12 protein-coding genes, 1 tRNA gene and 1 riboswitch are annotated in these 15,967 nt (G+C 71.1%); of the genes, 2 read left to right on the top strand and 11 right to left on the bottom strand.

Annotation, left to right across the window (positions count from 1 at the left end; all coding sequences use genetic code 11):
• Positions 1–18: 18 nt before the first annotated feature.
• Both ACQY0Z_RS10150 and ACQY0Z_RS10145 read right to left on the bottom strand, forming a co-directional pair.
• Complete coding sequence (locus tag ACQY0Z_RS10150; RefSeq protein WP_439812134.1) at positions 19–1,194, bottom strand: 4-hydroxybenzoate 3-monooxygenase; 1,176 nt, start codon at positions 1,192–1,194, stop codon at positions 19–21.
• Between the two features lie 244 nt (positions 1,195–1,438).
• Positions 1,439–1,525, bottom strand: a tRNA-Leu gene (locus tag ACQY0Z_RS10145).
• 385 nt (positions 1,526–1,910) lie between these two features.
• Between ACQY0Z_RS10145 and ACQY0Z_RS10140 the strand changes: the two genes are divergently transcribed.
• Entirely contained in the window at positions 1,911–2,681 is a 771-nt protein-coding gene (locus ACQY0Z_RS10140) for an ABC transporter ATP-binding protein (protein WP_254585215.1), read from the top strand.
• A 62-nt stretch (positions 2,682–2,743) separates the two neighbouring features.
• Entirely contained in the window at positions 2,744–5,272 is a 2,529-nt protein-coding gene (locus ACQY0Z_RS10135; protein WP_439812133.1) for an ABC transporter permease, read from the top strand.
• Between the two features lie 65 nt (positions 5,273–5,337).
• Here the strand turns inward: ACQY0Z_RS10135 and ACQY0Z_RS10130 are convergent, their stop codons facing one another.
• The 9 genes from ACQY0Z_RS10130 to ACQY0Z_RS10090 all read right to left on the bottom strand — a co-directional run bounded on the left by ACQY0Z_RS10130 (position 5,338) and on the right by ACQY0Z_RS10090 (position 15,847).
• The gene (locus ACQY0Z_RS10130) at positions 5,338–6,636 is read right to left on the bottom strand and encodes a class I SAM-dependent methyltransferase (protein WP_254585217.1); all 1,299 of its coding nucleotides are present in this window, start codon (positions 6,634–6,636) and stop codon (positions 5,338–5,340) included.
• 215 nt (positions 6,637–6,851) lie between these two features.
• Positions 6,852–8,240: an FAD-dependent oxidoreductase gene (locus tag ACQY0Z_RS10125; RefSeq protein WP_189895899.1), complete on the bottom strand. Its 1,389-nt coding sequence runs from the start codon at positions 8,238–8,240 to the stop codon at positions 6,852–6,854.
• A gap of 443 nt (positions 8,241–8,683) precedes the next feature.
• A complete protein-coding gene (locus tag ACQY0Z_RS10120) occupies positions 8,684–9,628 on the bottom strand; it encodes a Ppx/GppA phosphatase family protein (RefSeq protein WP_439812132.1) in 945 nt (314 codons plus the stop codon).
• Complete coding sequence (locus tag ACQY0Z_RS10115; protein ID WP_189895903.1) at positions 9,625–10,158, bottom strand: DUF501 domain-containing protein; 534 nt, start codon at positions 10,156–10,158, stop codon at positions 9,625–9,627. The genes ACQY0Z_RS10120 and ACQY0Z_RS10115 overlap by 4 nt, the downstream gene beginning before the upstream one ends.
• 29 nt (positions 10,159–10,187) lie before the next feature.
• Positions 10,188–10,664 carry an FtsB family cell division protein gene (locus ACQY0Z_RS10110; protein ID WP_439812131.1) on the bottom strand — a complete coding sequence of 159 codons (477 nt, stop codon included), beginning with the start codon at positions 10,662–10,664 and terminating at the stop codon, positions 10,188–10,190.
• A 116-nt stretch (positions 10,665–10,780) separates the two neighbouring features.
• The gene (eno, locus tag ACQY0Z_RS10105; RefSeq protein ID WP_439812130.1) at positions 10,781–12,070 is read right to left on the bottom strand and encodes a phosphopyruvate hydratase; all 1,290 of its coding nucleotides are present in this window, start codon (positions 12,068–12,070) and stop codon (positions 10,781–10,783) included.
• A 268-nt stretch (positions 12,071–12,338) separates the two neighbouring features.
• On the bottom strand, positions 12,339–13,028 hold the full coding sequence (locus ACQY0Z_RS10100) for a transglycosylase family protein (RefSeq protein ID WP_189895909.1): 690 nt from the start codon (positions 13,026–13,028) through the stop codon (positions 12,339–12,341).
• Between the two features lie 4 nt (positions 13,029–13,032).
• Positions 13,033–13,201, bottom strand: a riboswitch (cyclic di-AMP (ydaO/yuaA leader).
• Positions 13,202–13,420: 219 nt separating this feature from the next.
• Complete coding sequence (locus ACQY0Z_RS10095) at positions 13,421–14,362, bottom strand: transglycosylase family protein (protein WP_189895910.1); 942 nt, start codon at positions 14,360–14,362, stop codon at positions 13,421–13,423.
• A gap of 192 nt (positions 14,363–14,554) precedes the next feature.
• A complete protein-coding gene (locus ACQY0Z_RS10090) occupies positions 14,555–15,847 on the bottom strand; it encodes a cytochrome P450 family protein (protein WP_347225161.1) in 1,293 nt (430 codons plus the stop codon).
• Positions 15,848–15,967 lie beyond the last annotated feature (120 nt).

Genomic DNA, 15,967 nt, shown 5'->3' with positions numbered 1-15,967 from the left:
GAAGGACCGGCCGAGGGGTCAGTCGAGGGGGAAGCCGGTGTAGCCCTCGGCGAGGTCGGCCGCGGCGGACCGGGTGGTGGCGACGCGGTCCAGCCGGGCGAGCTGCAGCCGGTCCTCGAAGGCGGTGGCGCCGGGGGCGCGGTGCAGCAGGGCGGTCATGTCGTGGGAGTAGCGCTCGGCCTGCCAGACGCGGCGCAGGCAGGTCTCGGAGTACGCGTCGAGCAGCTCGGCGGAGCCGGTGCGCCGTTCGTGTTGCAGGGCACGGGCGAGGACGACCACGTCCCCGACGGCGAGGTTCAGGCCCTTGGCGCCGGCGGGCGGCACGATGTGGGCGGCGTCCCCGGCGAGGAAGAGGCGGCCGTACCGCATGGGCTCGTGGACGTAGGAGCGCATCGGGGTGACCGACTTCTGGGTGACGGGGCCGCGCTCCAGGGTCCAGCCGTCGGCGGTCTCCAGGCGGCGGGTGAGCTCGTCCCAGATCTCCTCGTCGGTCCACTCCTCGGCCTTGGTGCCCTCCGGCACCTGGAGGTAGAGGCGGGAGACGGACGGGGAGCGCATGGACAGCAGGGCGAAGCCGCGGTCGTGGCGGGCGTAGACCAGCTCGTCGTGGGAGGGCGGCACGTCGGCGAGGACGCCCAGCCAGGCGTACGGATAGACGCGCTCGAAGACGCGGGAGACGGCGGCGGGCACCGCGGTACGGCACACGCCGTGGAAGCCGTCGCAGCCGGCCACGTAGTCGCACTCCAGCACCTCCTCGCGGCCGTCGCGGCGGTAGCGGATCCGCGGGGCGTCGGTGTCGACGCCCTCCACGGCGAGCACCTCCGACTCGAAAAGGACCGGGGGACCGTCGGTCTCGGCGAGGGCGATGAGGTCCTTGCAGACCTCGGTCTGGGCATAGACGGTGACGCGGCGGCCGCCGGTGAGGTCGGGGAAGTCGACGCGGTGGCGGCGCCGGGCGAACCGCAGCTCGATGCCGTCGTGGGGCAGGCCCTCGCGGTCCAGCCGCTGTCCCGCCCCGGCCGCCCGGAGCACGTCGGCGGTGCCCTGCTCCAGCACCCCGGCGCGCTGCCGCCGCTCCACGTAGGCGCGGTCGCGGCTCTCCAGGACGACGCAGTCGATCCCCGCGAGCCGCAGCAGCCGCGCCAGCATCAGCCCGGCAGGCCCGGCCCCGACGATCCCCACGGCGGTACGCATCGACCGTCCCCCTTCACCCGCGAAACCGAACGCGAGTTTCCGCGCGCGGGCGCCTGGGTGTCAACGGGGCCCGCGGTGCCCCGAATCGCCCTACCTGACCGCCGGCTCAACTGTTCAATGCACCGGAGGGCGCAGGCATGTGGAACCGCATCGAAATGACGTGGTGCCGCAGACGGGGCGCCGGACGCGTCCGTCGCCGTCACGTCCCTCGAAGGGGGACGAAGGTCAGGCCGTGCGGCCGTGGTGGTGCCCGGAGCCGGACTTGAACCGGCACGCCCGCTCAGGGGCAGCGAGGTTTAAGCTCGCCGTGTCTGCATTCCACCATCCGGGCAGGCCGTGGGCTCCGCTTCGCGGTTCCGAGCCTATCGGTGACCCTCCCTCCGACTGCGGCGGGATGGGCCGATCTTGTCTTATTTTATTGGCGCCTGAGGGACCATCAGACACCGGAACGCACCGTCAGCACGCTCCACCAGCCTTGCGTGCCACGAGGCCCTCCGCACGCGGAATGACGGAATTTCACCGCCTGAACAGGGCGCACCACCCGTTCCGGGGACCGACCCGGGTAGGGGTCGTCCGTCATCCCCAGGTATGACCCGGCGCCCGGCGCTCCCTCCCGAGTCGCCCCCGGGAACCGGCGCAGCGGGTGACTACGCGGCGGCGAAGCCACGGAACGATGGTCGTGTCCCAGAAACACGCCGTCCCACAGGAGCTCATCCGTGACCACCGCCCCCCTCGCCGACCGGACCACCGCCGTGGCCGCACGCGCCACGGAGCTGTCGAAGATCTACGGCCAGGGCGAGACCCGGGTGGTCGCCCTGGACCGCGTCTCCGTCGACTTCCGGCAGGCCGAGTTCACCGCGATCATGGGTCCCTCGGGTTCCGGCAAGTCCACACTGATGCACTGCGTCGCCGGGCTCGACACCTTCTCCTCCGGCTCCGTGCGCATCGGCGACACCGAGCTGGGAGCGCTGAAGGACAAGCAGCTCACGCGGCTGCGCCGGGACAAGATCGGCTTCATCTTCCAGGCGTTCAACCTGCTGCCGACGCTGAACGCCCTGGAGAACATCACGCTCCCCATGGACATCGCGGGCCGCAAGCCCGACAAGGAGTGGCTGGACACCGTGATCCGGATGGTCGGACTGGCCGACCGGCTCGGCCACCGGCCCGCCCAGCTCTCCGGCGGCCAGCAGCAGCGGGTCGCGGTGGCGCGGGCGCTGGCGTCCCGGCCCGACATCGTCTTCGGCGACGAGCCCACCGGCAACCTCGACTCCCGCTCCGGCGCCGAGGTGCTCGGCTTCCTGCGCAACTCCGTGCGCGAGCTGGGCCAGACGGTGGTCATGGTGACCCACGACCCGGTCGCCGCCGCCTACGCGGACCGGGTGGTCTTCCTCGCCGACGGCCGCATCGTCGACGAGCTGTTCGGGCCGACGGCCGACTCCGTGCTGGACCGGATGAAGCGGTTCGACGCCAAGGGCCGCACCAGCTGAACCCGGGCCGCCCGCCGCCGCCCGTCCCCCTCTCCTCGTACGTCTGGACCGAGAAGACACCCATGTTCCGTACCGCCTTGCGCAACGTCCTCGCGCACAAGGCCCGGCTCCTGATGACCGTCCTCGCCGTGATGCTCGGCGTGGCCTTCGTCTCGGGGACCCTGGTCTTCACCAACACCCTCTCCGCCGCCCTGCAGAAGCAGTCCGCCAAGGGCTACGACCATGTCGACGTCGCCGTCTCCCCCGCCTGGAAGGAGGCCGAGGGCGACCAGGTGGGAGAGACGCACCGCCTCACCAGGGAGCTGGTCGACGACGCCGCCGCCGTGCCCGGCGCCGAGCGGGCGATCGGCGTCGTCTCCGGCTTCACCGCGATCGCCGGCAAGGACGGCAAGCTGATCGGCGACGGCTTCCAGTCGCACGGCGGCAACTACTGGGGCGACGACGACCCCCGTTATCCGCTGGCCGAGGGACGCGCCCCGAAGGGCGAGGGCGAGATCATCATCGACTCCGAGACCGCCCGGCGGGCCGGCTACGAGGTCGGCGACACCGTGCGCATGTCGGTCGACGGCCCCGTGCTGGAGCCGGTGATCACCGGTGTGTTCACCACCGACGACGGCAACGTCGCGGCCGGCGGCAGCCTCACCCTGTTCGACACGGCGACCGCGCAGAAGCTGTTCGGCAAGCCGGGCGCCTTCGACGAGATCGACGTCCAGGCCAAGGCCGGGGTCACCGAGACGGAACTGCGGGACCAGCTGGAGAAGGCGCTGCCGAAGGGCGCCGTCGACACCGTCACCGGCAAGCAGCTCGCCGACGACCAGGCGGAGATGATCGCCTCCTCGATGAGCGGTCTGAAGCAAGGGCTGCTGGTCTTCGCCGGGATCTCCCTGTTCGTCGGCACGTTCATCATCGCCAACACCTTCACCATGCTGGTCGCCCAGCGCACCAAGGAACTCGCGCTGCTGCGCGCCGTCGGCGCCTCGCGCCGTCAGGTCACCCGCTCGGTGCTGATCGAGGCGCTGGTCGTCGGCACGGTCGCCGCCGTCACCGGTCTGCTCGCCGGCATCGGCATCGGCGTCGGACTGCGCTCCCTGATGGGCGTCCTCGACGCCCCCGTGCCCGACGGCCCTCTGATCGTCAGCCCGGGCACGGTCGCCGCCGCGTTCGCCGTCGGCATCCTGGTCACCGTGCTCGCCGCGTGGCTGCCGGGCCGCCGCGCCGCCAGGATCCCGCCGGTCGCGGCGATGAGCGCGGTGCACGCCAAGGCCACCACCAAGTCGCTCGTGCTGCGCAACACCCTGGGCGCGCTGCTCTCGGCGGCCGGTGTCGCGGTGGTCCTCACGGCCACCACGATGGACGGCACCGACGGCCAGGCGCCGATGGGTCTCGGCGCGGTGCTGCTGATCATCGGCGTGTTCGTGCTGACCCCGCTGCTGTCCCGTCCGCTGATCGCCGCCGCCTCGCCGGTGCTGCGCCTGTTCGGGGTCTCCGGCAAGCTGGCCCGGCAGAACTCGGTGCGCAACCCGCGCCGCACCGCCGCCACCGCGTCCGCGCTGATGATCGGACTCACCCTGATCACCGGTCTGACGGTGACGGCGGGCAGCCTCCAGCAGGCCATCGAGAAGCTCGCGGCGTCCTCGATCAAGGCGGACTACACGGTCTCGATGGTGAACTACAACGCGCTGTCCCCGGACGTCGAGAAGACGCTGAAGGACACCGAGGGCGTGGTCGCCACCAGCCCGATGCGCAACGCGGTCACCCGTGTCGACGGCGAGACCGAGTACGTCACCGGCGTCGACGGCTCCACCGTCTCCGGCCTGCTGGACCTGCCGGTCCGGCACGGGGCGTTCGAGGTGGCCGGCACCCGGGTGGTCGCGGACGAGACGACCGCGGCGTACTACGGCTGGAAGGCCGGCGACACCTTCACCCTGGCCTTCGAGGACGGCGCCAAGGAGCGGCTGACGCTCGCCGGCGTCTACGAGTCCAACGAGATGGTCCGCGGCATCCTGCTCGACACCGCCGTCCTCGGCCCCCACGACAAGGACGCGGCCGACATGCAGGTGCTGGTGAAGACGGCCGACGGCACGTCCGACGCGGTCAAGGACTCGCTGGAGAAGGCGCTCGGCAGCAACCCGGGCATCGCGGTCCAGGACCGGAAGGACATCTCCGACGAGATCGGCCAGATGTTCACCATCGTCCTGAACATGGTCTACGGCCTGCTGGCGATGGCGGTGATCGTGGCGGTGCTCGGCGTCGTCAACACGCTGGCGATGTCGGTGTTCGAGCGGTCGCAGGAGATCGGCATGCTGCGGGCGGTCGGCCTGGACCGGCGGGGCGTGAAGCGCATGGTCCGGCTGGAGTCGATGGTGATCTCCCTGTTCGGCGCCGTCCTCGGTCTCGGTCTGGGCGTGTTCTTCGGCTGGGCGGCCGGCGAGCTGATCGCCCCGCGGATGGCGACGTACGAACTGGTCGTGCCGTGGGACCGCATGGGCCTGTTCCTGCTGCTCGCGGCGGTGGTCGGGGTGCTGGCCGCGCTGTGGCCGGCGCGGCGCGCGGCCCGGCTGAACATGCTGCAGGCGATCAAGGCCGAGTAACCGGCGCCTCCGAGCACGACGGGCCCTGCTCCCCCTGGAGCGGGGCCCGTTCTCGTGCGCCCGGGTCAGGTCCAGACGCGGCTGCGCAGCGGCAGTCCGGAGGCGCCGGACTCGGGCGTGCGCACGGCGACGACCTGGTTCACGCCGATGCGGTTGCGTTCGAAGGCGAGCGCGGAGGCGGCCATGTAGAGCTGCCAGACCCGGGTCCGCCCGGGCCCGGCGAGGGCGACCGCGCGCGCCCGGTCCGCCTCCAGGTTGGCCACCCAGCGGCGCAAGGTGAGGGCGTAGTGCTCGCGCAGGGACTCCACGTCGCGGACCTCGAACCCGGCGCGCTCCAGCAGGGTGACGGTGGTGCCGAGCGGGGCCAGCTCGCCGTCGGGGAAGACGTAGGCGTCGATGAACTCGTCGACCTGGTACGCGGACTCGTCGCGCCGGGGACGGCGGGCGATCTGGTGGTTGAGCAGTCGGCCGCCCGGCTTCAGCAGCCGGTGCAGGACGGTCGCGTACTCCAGGTACCGCTCGGAGCCGACGTGTTCGGCCATGCCGATGGAGGAGATCGCGTCGTAGGGGCCGTCCCCGACGTCCCGGTAGTCCTGGACGCGGATCTCCACGCGGTCGGTGAGCCCTTCCTCCGCGATCCGCTTGCGGGCGTAGGCGGCCTGCTCCTGGGACAGGGTGATGCCGACGACGCTCACCCCGTGCTCGCGGGCCGCGTGGATCGCCATGGAACCCCAGCCGCAGCCGACGTCCAGCAGCCGCTGCCCGGGCCGCAGGGCGAGCTTGCGGGCGACCAGTTCCAGCTTGTCGTGCTGGGCCTGTTCGAGCGTGGCTTCCGGGGACGGGGCGGGCCAGTAGGCGCAGGAGTACACCATGGACGGGCCGAGGACGATCTCGTAGAAGTCGTTGCCGACGTCGTAATGGTGGCTGATGGCGCGCTTGTCGCTGCGCTTGGTGTGCAGACCGCGGCGGGGCCTGCGGACCTCCTCGCGGGGCGGGGCGGGCGGCAGCGGCGGGCCCGCCATCGCCAGCAGCCGGCGCACCGCCGAGCGGAACTCCGGGTCGCGCAGGGACTGGGCGAGGCCGGGGGCGTCCTCGTCGCGTTCCCAGATGCTCCCGGCGAGCAGGTCCAGCGCGGTGTAGAGGTCGCCCTCGATCGTCAGGTCTCCGGCCACCCAGGCGCGGGCCAGACCCAGCTCGCCCGGCTTGAACAGCAGGCGGCGCAGGGCGCGCCGGTTGCGCACGACCAGGACGGGGGCCTCCGGGGGGCCGGCTTCCGAGCCGTCCCAGGTGCGGACACGCACCGGAAGGGGTGCGCCGAGCAACTGCTCGAGAATGCCTTTCAGCCGCGAGGCGGCGTCTGCCATGGTGTACACCTCCGTGACCGGATCCCGGAATGTCGTCAACCATGTGAACACCGCGGCGCGGCCGTGACAGTCCCCGGCGCGCGTCATCTTCGGGCAAAACACGGAAACGCAACCCGCGGGGAGTCCCCCGGAACACGCCGAAGGGGCCGCCCGCACCACGGATGGCGGGCGGCCCCTTCGGGGGGTCCTACGGGTGACCTGGGGGTGACCCCGGGTCAGGAGGCCTTGGCCTCGGTCTTCTTCGGCTCGGCCTTGGCGGCGGGCGCCGGGGCCGGCTTGGCGGCCTCGTAGAACTCCTCGCGCGGGGACTCGATCGCGCCCAGGGACACGACCTCGCGCTTGAGGAACATGCCGAGGGTCCAGTCGGCGAAGATCCGGATCTTGCGGTTCCAGGTCGGCATGGCCAGACCGTGGTAGCCACGGTGCATGTACCAGGCGAGCCGGCCCTTGAGCTTGATCTTGAACTTGCCCATCACGATCATCGCGACGCCCTTGTGCAGGCCGAGGCCCGCGACCGCGCCCTTGTTGGCGTGGCTGTACTCCTTCTGCGGGAAGCCCCGCATGCCGGAGATCACGTTGTCGCCGAGGACCTTGGCCTGGCGCAGCGCGTGCTGGGCGTTCGGCGGGCACCAGGCGTTCTCGTTGCCGGCCTTGCGGCCCACGAGGTCCGGAACCTGGGCGTTGTCGCCCGCGGCCCAGATGTAGTCGGTGCCCTTGACCTGGAGCGTCGGCTCGGTGTCGACGTGGCCGCGCGGGCCGAGCGGCAGGCCGAAGCGGGCCAGCGCCGGGTTGGGCTTGACGCCCGCGGTCCACACGATGGTGCCGGCGTCGACCTCGAGGCCGTTCTTCAGCACCACGTGGCCGTCGACGCAGGAGTCCATGGAGGTGGACAGGTAGACCTCGACGCCGCGGCTCTCGAGGTGCTCCTTGCCGTACGTGCCGAGCTTCGGACCCACCTCGGGGAGGATCTTGTCGGCGGCGTCGACGAGGATGAAGCGCATGTCCTCGCGGGACACCGTCTTGTAGTACTTGGCCGCGTCCCGGGCCATGTCCTCGACCTCGCCGATGGTCTCGGCACCGGCGAAGCCGCCGCCCACGAAGACGAAGGTGAGCGCCTTGCGGCGGATCTCCTCGTCCGTGGTGGAGTCGGCCTTGTCGAGCTGCTCGAGGACGTGGTTGCGCAGGCCGATGGCCTCCTCGACACCCTTCATGCCGATGCCCTGCTCGGCGAGGCCGGGGATCGGGAAGGTACGGGAAACCGCGCCGAGCGCGATCACCAGGTAGTCGAAGGGCAGCTCGTACGCCTCACCCACCAGGGGGGCGATCGTGGCGACCTTGCGGTCCTGGTCGATGGTGGTGACCCGGCCGGTGAGGACCTCCGCCTTGGGAAGCACGCGCCGCAACGGGACGACGACGTGCCGCGGGGAGATGCTGCCGGCGGCGGCTTCGGGGAGGAAGGGCTGGTAGGTCATGTACGACCGCGGGTCGACGACGGTGACGGTCGCCTCGCCGTAACGCATCTTCTTCTGGATGCGCCGAGCTGCGTACAGGCCTACGTACCCACCGCCTACTACGAGGATCCTGGGACGCTCCGTGGTGCTCATGCCATCGAGTATCCACCCGCCTGAGGGGGGTACCTCGTGCGCCCCTTCACAAGCTCCGGCAGGGCCTGTGCTACCATCCCGCGCTTCTTGATCCAGATCACAGTCCGGATCGGGAACCGGGCTCCCGCTTGACACGTTGTCAATGCCGCGTGAGCAGCCTCTCTGCGGTCCGGGGCAGCCCGTGAGGCCGACCGGGCGGTCGGCGCGAGGGGTGCACAGGGGCCGTTCGCCACCCTCTTCTGAACGTGTTCAAAGGGGTGTTGAGTGCCCGAACGGGTCAATCGAACCCTCTTCTTCGCCCTCTCGGGGCCAATTCCTTGTGAAGAACTTCACGAACTTTCCCGGAGAGGCCCGTCCCGAGGGGCCGGAAGGCCCCCCGGAGTGCCGCTCAAACGCTATCCCGACTGCTCAGCGGAGTGCTACCGACTGGTAACAAAAGAGAGCTAGGCCACGGACCAGGCGATCCCGTCCAGGATGTCGTGCTCCGACACCACGACCTCCTCGGCGCCCGTCCGCTCCATGATCGCCAGCAGCACCAGGGCCCCCGCGCCGATCACGTCGACCCGGCCCGGGTGCATGGACGGCACCGCGGCCCGCTCGGCGTGGGTGGAGCGCAGCAGCCACTCGGTGATCTCGCGGACCCGCTCGCGGGAGACGCCGGAGTGGTGGATGGCCGCCGAGTCGTACTCGGGCAGGTCCTGGGCGATCGCCGACACGGTGGTGACGGACCCCGCGAGGCCCACCAGCGTCCGCGCCTCGCGCAGCGGCACCGCCTCCTCCGCCCGGTCCAGGGCGGCCTCGATGTCGGCGCGCATCGCCGCGATCTGCTCCTCGGTGGGCGGGTCCGTCACGGCCCCGTCCACCACCAGGTGGCGCTCGGTCATGCGGACGCAGCCGACGTCCACGGAGCGCGCGGCGCGCACACGGTCGTCGCCGACGACGAACTCGGTGGAGCCGCCGCCGATGTCCACCACCAGGAACGGCCGGCGCAGGTCGTCGCGGCCGGTCAGCTCCCTGGTGGCGCCGGTGAAGGAGAACTCCGCCTCCTGGTCGCCGGTGATCACCTCGGGCTCCACGCCCAGGATGTCCACCACCCCGCGCACGAAGTCGTCGCGGTTCTCCGCGTCACGGGAGGCCGAGGTGGCGACGAAGCGCAGGTGCTGCGAGGCTCCGTGCTTCTCGATGATCTCCGCGTACTCGCGGCAGGCGGCGAAGGTGCGCTCCAGCGCCTCCGGGGCCAGCCGGCCGGTGCGGTCGACGCCCTGGCCGAGCCGCACGATCGTCATCCGCCGGTCCAGATCGGTGAGTTCGCCGGTCGCCGGGTCGGCGTCGGCCACCAGCAGACGGATGGAGTTCGTGCCGCAGTCGATGGCGGCGACCCGGGTCACTTGGCGTCCCCCTCGGCCGCGGGCGTCACGCACGGGCCCTTGGCCCACCACTCCGGCAGCATCGCCAGCGCCTCGTCGCCGAGCGGGTTGACGCCCGGTCCGGCGGCCAGCGAGTGCGCCACGAGGACGTGCAGGCACTTCACCCGGTCCGGCATGCCGCCGGCGCTGGGGAAGTTCTTCAGCTCCTCGATCTCGTCGCGGCGCCGGATGTAGTCCTCGTGCGCCGCGCGGTAGGCGGCGGCCAGCTCCGGGTCGGCGGCCAGCCGCTCGGTCATCTCCTTCATCACGCCGTTCGCCTCCAGCGTGCCGATCGCGGAGTTCGCCCGCGGGCACGTCAGGTAGTACAGCGTCGGGAAGGGCGTGCCGTCGGGCAGCCGCGGGGCGGTCTCCACGACGTCCGGCTGCCCGCAGGGACAGCGGTGCGCGATGGCGCGCAGCCCGCGCGGGGGCCGGCCGAGCTGCTGCTTGAAGGCCTCGACGTCCGCGTCGGTGGGCTCGGTGCGCGGCGTCGTGGGCGGAGGGGTGTCCATACGTGTCTTTCTGCGGTGTTCCGTCGGAATCACTGGGCGGCGGCGTCGGCCTTGTCGACGCCGTCCCAGACGTTGGCGTACCAGGGGCGGTCGGCGGCCCGGAGGTCGCCGCGCGTGGTCCCGGCACCGGCCGGGTCGACGACGATGTAGCCGGTCTCCCCCGGCATGACGTAGTGCAGGCGCCTGCGGATCTCCTGCTCGGCGTACGCGTCGTCCTGCCAGCGGGCCTTGAGGTCGCGCAGCCGTTCGACCCGGCGGCGGGTCTCGTCCTGCTCCTTCTGCAGGTCGGCGATCTCCGCGCGCTGGGAGACGTACTGCCGCATCGGGTAGGCGAGGGCCACGACCAGGGAGCAGAGGACCAGGGCGAGCAGGGCCGCGCGGCCGGTCAGCCGGGAGCGGCGGGCCTGCCGCTTGGTCTGCGAGCGGTAGACCCGGGCCGCGGTCTGCTCACCGATCAGCCGGATCCTGGTCGCGGTGGAGAAACGCTCTCGGTCCTTCACCGCCATGTTCCCGCCTCTCGTTCGCTGTCCTACGCGCGTACGTCCCCGCACACGGTACGGGACCGGGTACGGGGACGTACGTACGACGCTTCCTGCGGGGGTGAGGTCAGCCCTTGCTGTGCCTACTGGTTCGCAGAGCGAAACCGGGGGAAGGCGCTGCGGCCGGCGTACACCGCGGCGTCGTCGAGGATCTCCTCGATGCGCAGCAGCTGGTTGTACTTGGCGACGCGCTCGGAGCGGGCCGGGGCGCCGGTCTTGATCTGGCCGCAGTTGGTGGCGACGGCGAGGTCGGCGATGGTGACGTCCTCGGTCTCGCCGGAGCGGTGGGACATCATGCACTTGAAGCCGTTGCGCTGGGCCAGCTCGACGGCGTCCAGGGTCTCGGTGAGCGAGCCGATCTGGTTGACCTTGACCAGCAGGGCGTTGGCGGCACCCTCCTCGATGCCGCGGGCCAGGCGCTCCGGGTTGGTGACGAACAGGTCGTCGCCGACGAGCTGGACCTTGTCGCCGAGCTTGTCGGTGATGGTCTTCCAGCCGTCCCAGTCGTCCTCGAACAGCGGGTCCTCGATGGACACGAGCGGGTACGCGTCGACGAGCTCCGCGTAGTACTCGGTCATCTCGGCCGCCGAGCGCTCCTTGCCCTCGAAGGTGTAGACGCCGTCCTTGTAGAACTCGGAGGCGGCCACGTCCAGGGCCAGGGCGATCTGCTCGCCGGGGGTGTAGCCGGCTTCCTTGATCGCCTCGAGGATCAGGTCGAGGGCCTCGCGGTTGGAGCCGAGGTTCGGGGCGAAGCCGCCCTCGTCGCCCAGACCGGTGGCCAGGCCCTTGCCCTTCAGCACCTTCTTGAGGGTGTGGTAGACTTCGGCGCCCCAGCGCAGCGCCTCGGAGAAGGACTCCGCGCCGATCGGGGCGATCATGAACTCCTGGATGTCCACGTTGGAGTCGGCGTGCGAGCCGCCGTTCAGGATGTTCATCATCGGCACCGGCAGCAGGTGCGCGTTCGGGCCGCCCAGGTAGCGGAACAGCGGCAGGTCGCTGGCCTCGGAGGCGGCGTGCGCGACGGCGAGCGAGACGCCGAGGATGGCGTTGGCGCCGAGCGAGCCCTTGTTGTCGGTGGCGTCCAGGTCGAACATCGCCTGGTCGATCAGGCGCTGCTCGGTGGCGTCGTAGCCGACGAGCTCCGGGCCGATCTGCTCGATGACGGCCAGTACGGCCTTCTCGACGCCCTTGCCCAGGTAACGGCCGGCGTCGCCGTCACGGAGTTCGATGGCCTCGAAGGCGCCGGTGGAGGCGCCGGACGGGACGGCGGCACGACCCGTGCTGCCGTCGTCGAGGCCGACCTCGACCTCGACCGTGGGGTTGCCTCGGGAGTCCAGGATTTCCCGGGCTACGACGACGTCGATGGACGGCACGAGCATCTCCTTCTTGGGATGTGACGCGGGTGAGCGGGGCCGCGGGGCCCTGCGAGTCCGAGCCTAACCGGCTCCGGGCGTTCGGCCATCTCGCCGCCCGCCTCATGGACAGAACAGAGCGTAAATTGTTTCCGTACGGAACAAAGCCGTCTCGGCAAACCGTGACCGGAATGCGTCCGGACATGACCCCGCCCCGGTGCGCACGGGGGAAGAAACGCACCGGGGCGGGGAGCCCGTGGGGGGACGGGAGGGACCTCGCGGTCTGCCCTTACTTGAGGTGCAGCTGCTGGCCCGGGTAGATGAGGTCGGCGTCGTCGACGATGTCGTCGTTCAGCTCGAACAGCTTCGCCCAGCCGCCCTCGACGTCGTGCTCCGCGGCGATCGAGCTGAGGGTGTCGCCCTTGACGACCTTGTACTCGCCGTCGCCCTTCTCGACCTTCTTGCCGGTCGGGGTGGTGACGGTCTTCTTCGCCGCCTTCTCCTCGGCCGGGGCGGCCGGGCGCTCGGCGGAGCGGGAGGCCTTCTCCTCGGTGCGCTCGGCGGGGGCCTCGGTCTTGGGGGCCTCGGCGGCGGCACCGCTGTACGGGGTGTTGGACAGGCCCGTGCCGCAGACCGGCCAGGCGCCCTTGCCCTGGCCCGCGAGGACCTTCTCGGCGATCTCGATCTGCTGCGCCTTGGAGGCCTGGTCGGCGGTGGCGGCGTACTGGGTGCCGCCGTACGCGGCCCAGGTGGAGGCGGAGAACTGCAGACCGCCGTAGTAGCCGTTGCCGGTGTTGATGGACCAGTTGCCGCCGGACTCGCACTGGGCGACGGCGTCCCACTCGGACGCGGTGGCCGCGGAGGCGGTGCCGGACGCCATCAGCGGGCCGGCGACGGCGGCGCCGGTGACACCGGCGATGGCGATGGCGCGGGTGGCCTTGGACGGACGACGGTGCTTGCCCTTGCCGGAAAACAGCATGGTTGGATCCCCTCACCGACGCCTACGAGGTGAGCTGTCGGGTTCGGGCCGGTTGAGTTGCCCGGCCACGTCCCTCACGGGACGCGGCTTCACCCCGAGCCGTACCGGACGTCAACCGTCCGGTCGCGGCACTTACCTGGGTCCCCCGCTCCTGCCTACGGCGCATGACGCGACGACTGTTCCCGTGCTGCCACTGGCAGGATTCGGCGTGGCGGCAGCCGGGGCCCGCGATGGCGAGCGGTCACGACCGTAAGCACGCGATCGGCGGAATTTCAAAGATGATCAGGGCCTCTGAGACCTATCTCTCACGGCCCTTATTACGGACATTCAGCTCTAATCGCTCCGTCAACTGCCGCCGCACGGGGGTGCCTTCTGCCACCCTTTTCCGACCGCTATTCGCCGGTTTCTGCGTCCACCAGGAGGCGCTGGCCGGGCAGGATGAGGTCCGGGTCGTCGCCGATGACCTGCTGGTTCTCGACGTAGAGGGCCGTCCATCCGCCGGTCAGGGCAAGGGAGTCGGCGATGGAGGCCAGGCTGTCGCCGGTCTGGACGGTGTAACGGTCATCGGAGATGCCCGCAGGCGTGTCCGCGGAGGGTGAGGCGTGCCGGCCGGACGACGGGGTCCCGGTACCCGCGGTCGCACCCTCCTCCGCGCTGACACCGCGATGGCGGCCCGAGCCGCCGTCCTCGGACTCACCGACGGCCGAAGAACCGGTGCTCTGCCCCGACTTGTCCGACTCGTCACCTCCGGGAGTGGCGGAGGTGGACGCGGAGGCGCCGGCGCCCGTGCCGCTCTTCGCCTCACCGGACGAACCGGACGTCGCCGACGGAGAGGGAGAAGCGGACGAATCACCGGATTCCGGCGAAGCGGACGGAGTGCTCGAGCCGCCGAGCCCGAGCAGGGAGTCGTCCCGGTCCTCGCCGGTCGGCACGCCCGGGTCGACGTTCGGGGACGCGGTGTCCTGGTTCAGACCCGTGAGCAGGCCGCAGGCGCGCCACTTGCCGACACCCTGGTCGGCGAGGATTCTCTCGGCCACGGTGATCTGCTGGTTGCGGCTGGCCGCGTCGGCGCTGGGCGCGAACTCCAGGCCGCCGTAGTTCTCCCAGTCGTCCTGGGTCAACTGCAGGCCGCCGTAGTAGCCGTTGCCGGTGTTCTGGCTCCAGGAGCCGCCGCTCTCGCACTCCGCGACCCGGTCCCACGTCTCACCGTCCGCCGCGCTGGCGGCGCCCGCACCGAGGAGCGGGATCGCGATCGCGGAGCCGGTCACCCCGGCGGCGACGAGCAGAGCCGGAGCCTGGCGGGGGCGACGGTGTCGGCCGTTCCCGGAGAGCATGCGGAAGCCTTTCACTCGGCAACAAGAACCGGCACGGGCGAGCAAAAGCGTGCAGCGCGCCGTACTTGATGGGTGAACGTATAGGCAGTCGATCACTTGTCACAAGTTCATGCCGTGCAGATCACATGAAGATCACAGAGTTGAGCATGCCTCAGGTTCCCGCACGCCGACCCCCGGGGAGGGACAGGAAGGTCAGGTCTGTCCCGAACTCCCCCTTGGATACGGAGGGGAGAATTCCACCGGAAGCGTGCGGAGTCCCCGCATGATGAGGCCGCCCCGCCAGCGCAGTTCGGACGGATCGGCGGCGAGGCGGAGGTCCGGAAGACGCGTCAGGAGCGTGGCGAGCGCCGTCTGTCCCTCCAGGCGCGCGAGCGGGGCGCCCAGGCAGTAGTGGATGCCGTGCCCGTACCCCAGATGCTGGTTGTCGCGGCGGCCCAGGTCCAGGGTGTCCGGGTCGGCGAACCGCTCCGGGTCCCGGTCGGCCGCGGCGAGCACGACGAGCACCGGGTCGCCGGTCTCGATCCGCTGCCCGCCGATGACGACCGGCTCCGTGGCGAACCGCCAGGTCGCCAGCTCCACCGGGCCGTCGTAGCGCAGCAGTTCCTCCACGCCGGTCTCCAGCAGCCCGCGGTCCCCCTCGGCCAGCGCCCGCTGCAGACGCTCCCGCTGCTCCGGGTGCGTGAGCAGGGCGTAGGTGCCGTTGCCGATGAGGTTGACGGTGGTCTCGAAGCCGGCGAAGAGGAGGATGAACGCCATCGCGGCGGCCTCGTTCTCCGTGAGGTGCTCGCCGTGGTCCGAGGCGCGGATCAGACCCGAGATGAGGTCCTCGCCGGGTTCGGGCTCGGCGGGCAGCGCCTCGCGCTTGCGGTGGATCAGCTCGGCGAGGTATCCGCGCATCTTCTTCACCGACCGCGCGACCCCGCCGCGCGGGCCGCCGCCGTGACGGATCATCATGCCCGCCCAGTCCCGGAAGTCGTCCTGGTCCTCGCGGGGGACGCCGAGGAGGTCGCAGATGGCGTAGATGGGGAGAGGGAAGGCGAAGTCGTGGATCAGGTCGGCGGTGCCGCTGCCGTTTGCGGCGAAACGGTCGATGAGGTCGTCGGTGAGTTCTTGCACGCGGGGTGCGAACTCCGCCACCCGGCGGGGGGTGAAGGCCTTGCTGACCAGTCGGCGGAGGCGGGTGTGGTCCGGGGGGTCGATGTTCAGCAGGTGCGTCATGAGGTCGGCCTGCCGTTCACCGGGGATCCCGGTTTTGCCCTTCGCGTGGGCGGGCTCGTCGTGGTGGGCGGGGTTCTTGGACAGGCGGTTGTCGGCGAGGGTTTGACGTGCGTCGGCGTAGCGGGTGACCAGCCAGGCGTGGACGCCGCTGGGGAGTTGCGTCTTGTGCACGGGGGCGTGTTCGCGGAGCCAGGCGTAGGCGGGGTAGGGGTTGGTGGCGAACTCCCAGGTGAACAGGTCAGGGGCGGGGGGTGACTGGTCGGGCATGGGGTGACCCTAACGGGGCGGGGGTTACGGGCCTGAGGGCCTGTGCGGGTGGGTGGGGGGCAGGGTGCGCAGTTCCCCGCGCCCCTTCGGGCCCTGACGGGCCTCGCTTCGGGGCCGTGG

Source organism: Streptomyces sp. P9-2, from assembly GCF_051903975.1.
GTDB lineage: Bacteria > Actinomycetota > Actinomycetes > Streptomycetales > Streptomycetaceae > Streptomyces > Streptomyces cellulosae.
This window is presented reverse-complemented; position numbering and strand designations above follow the sequence as displayed.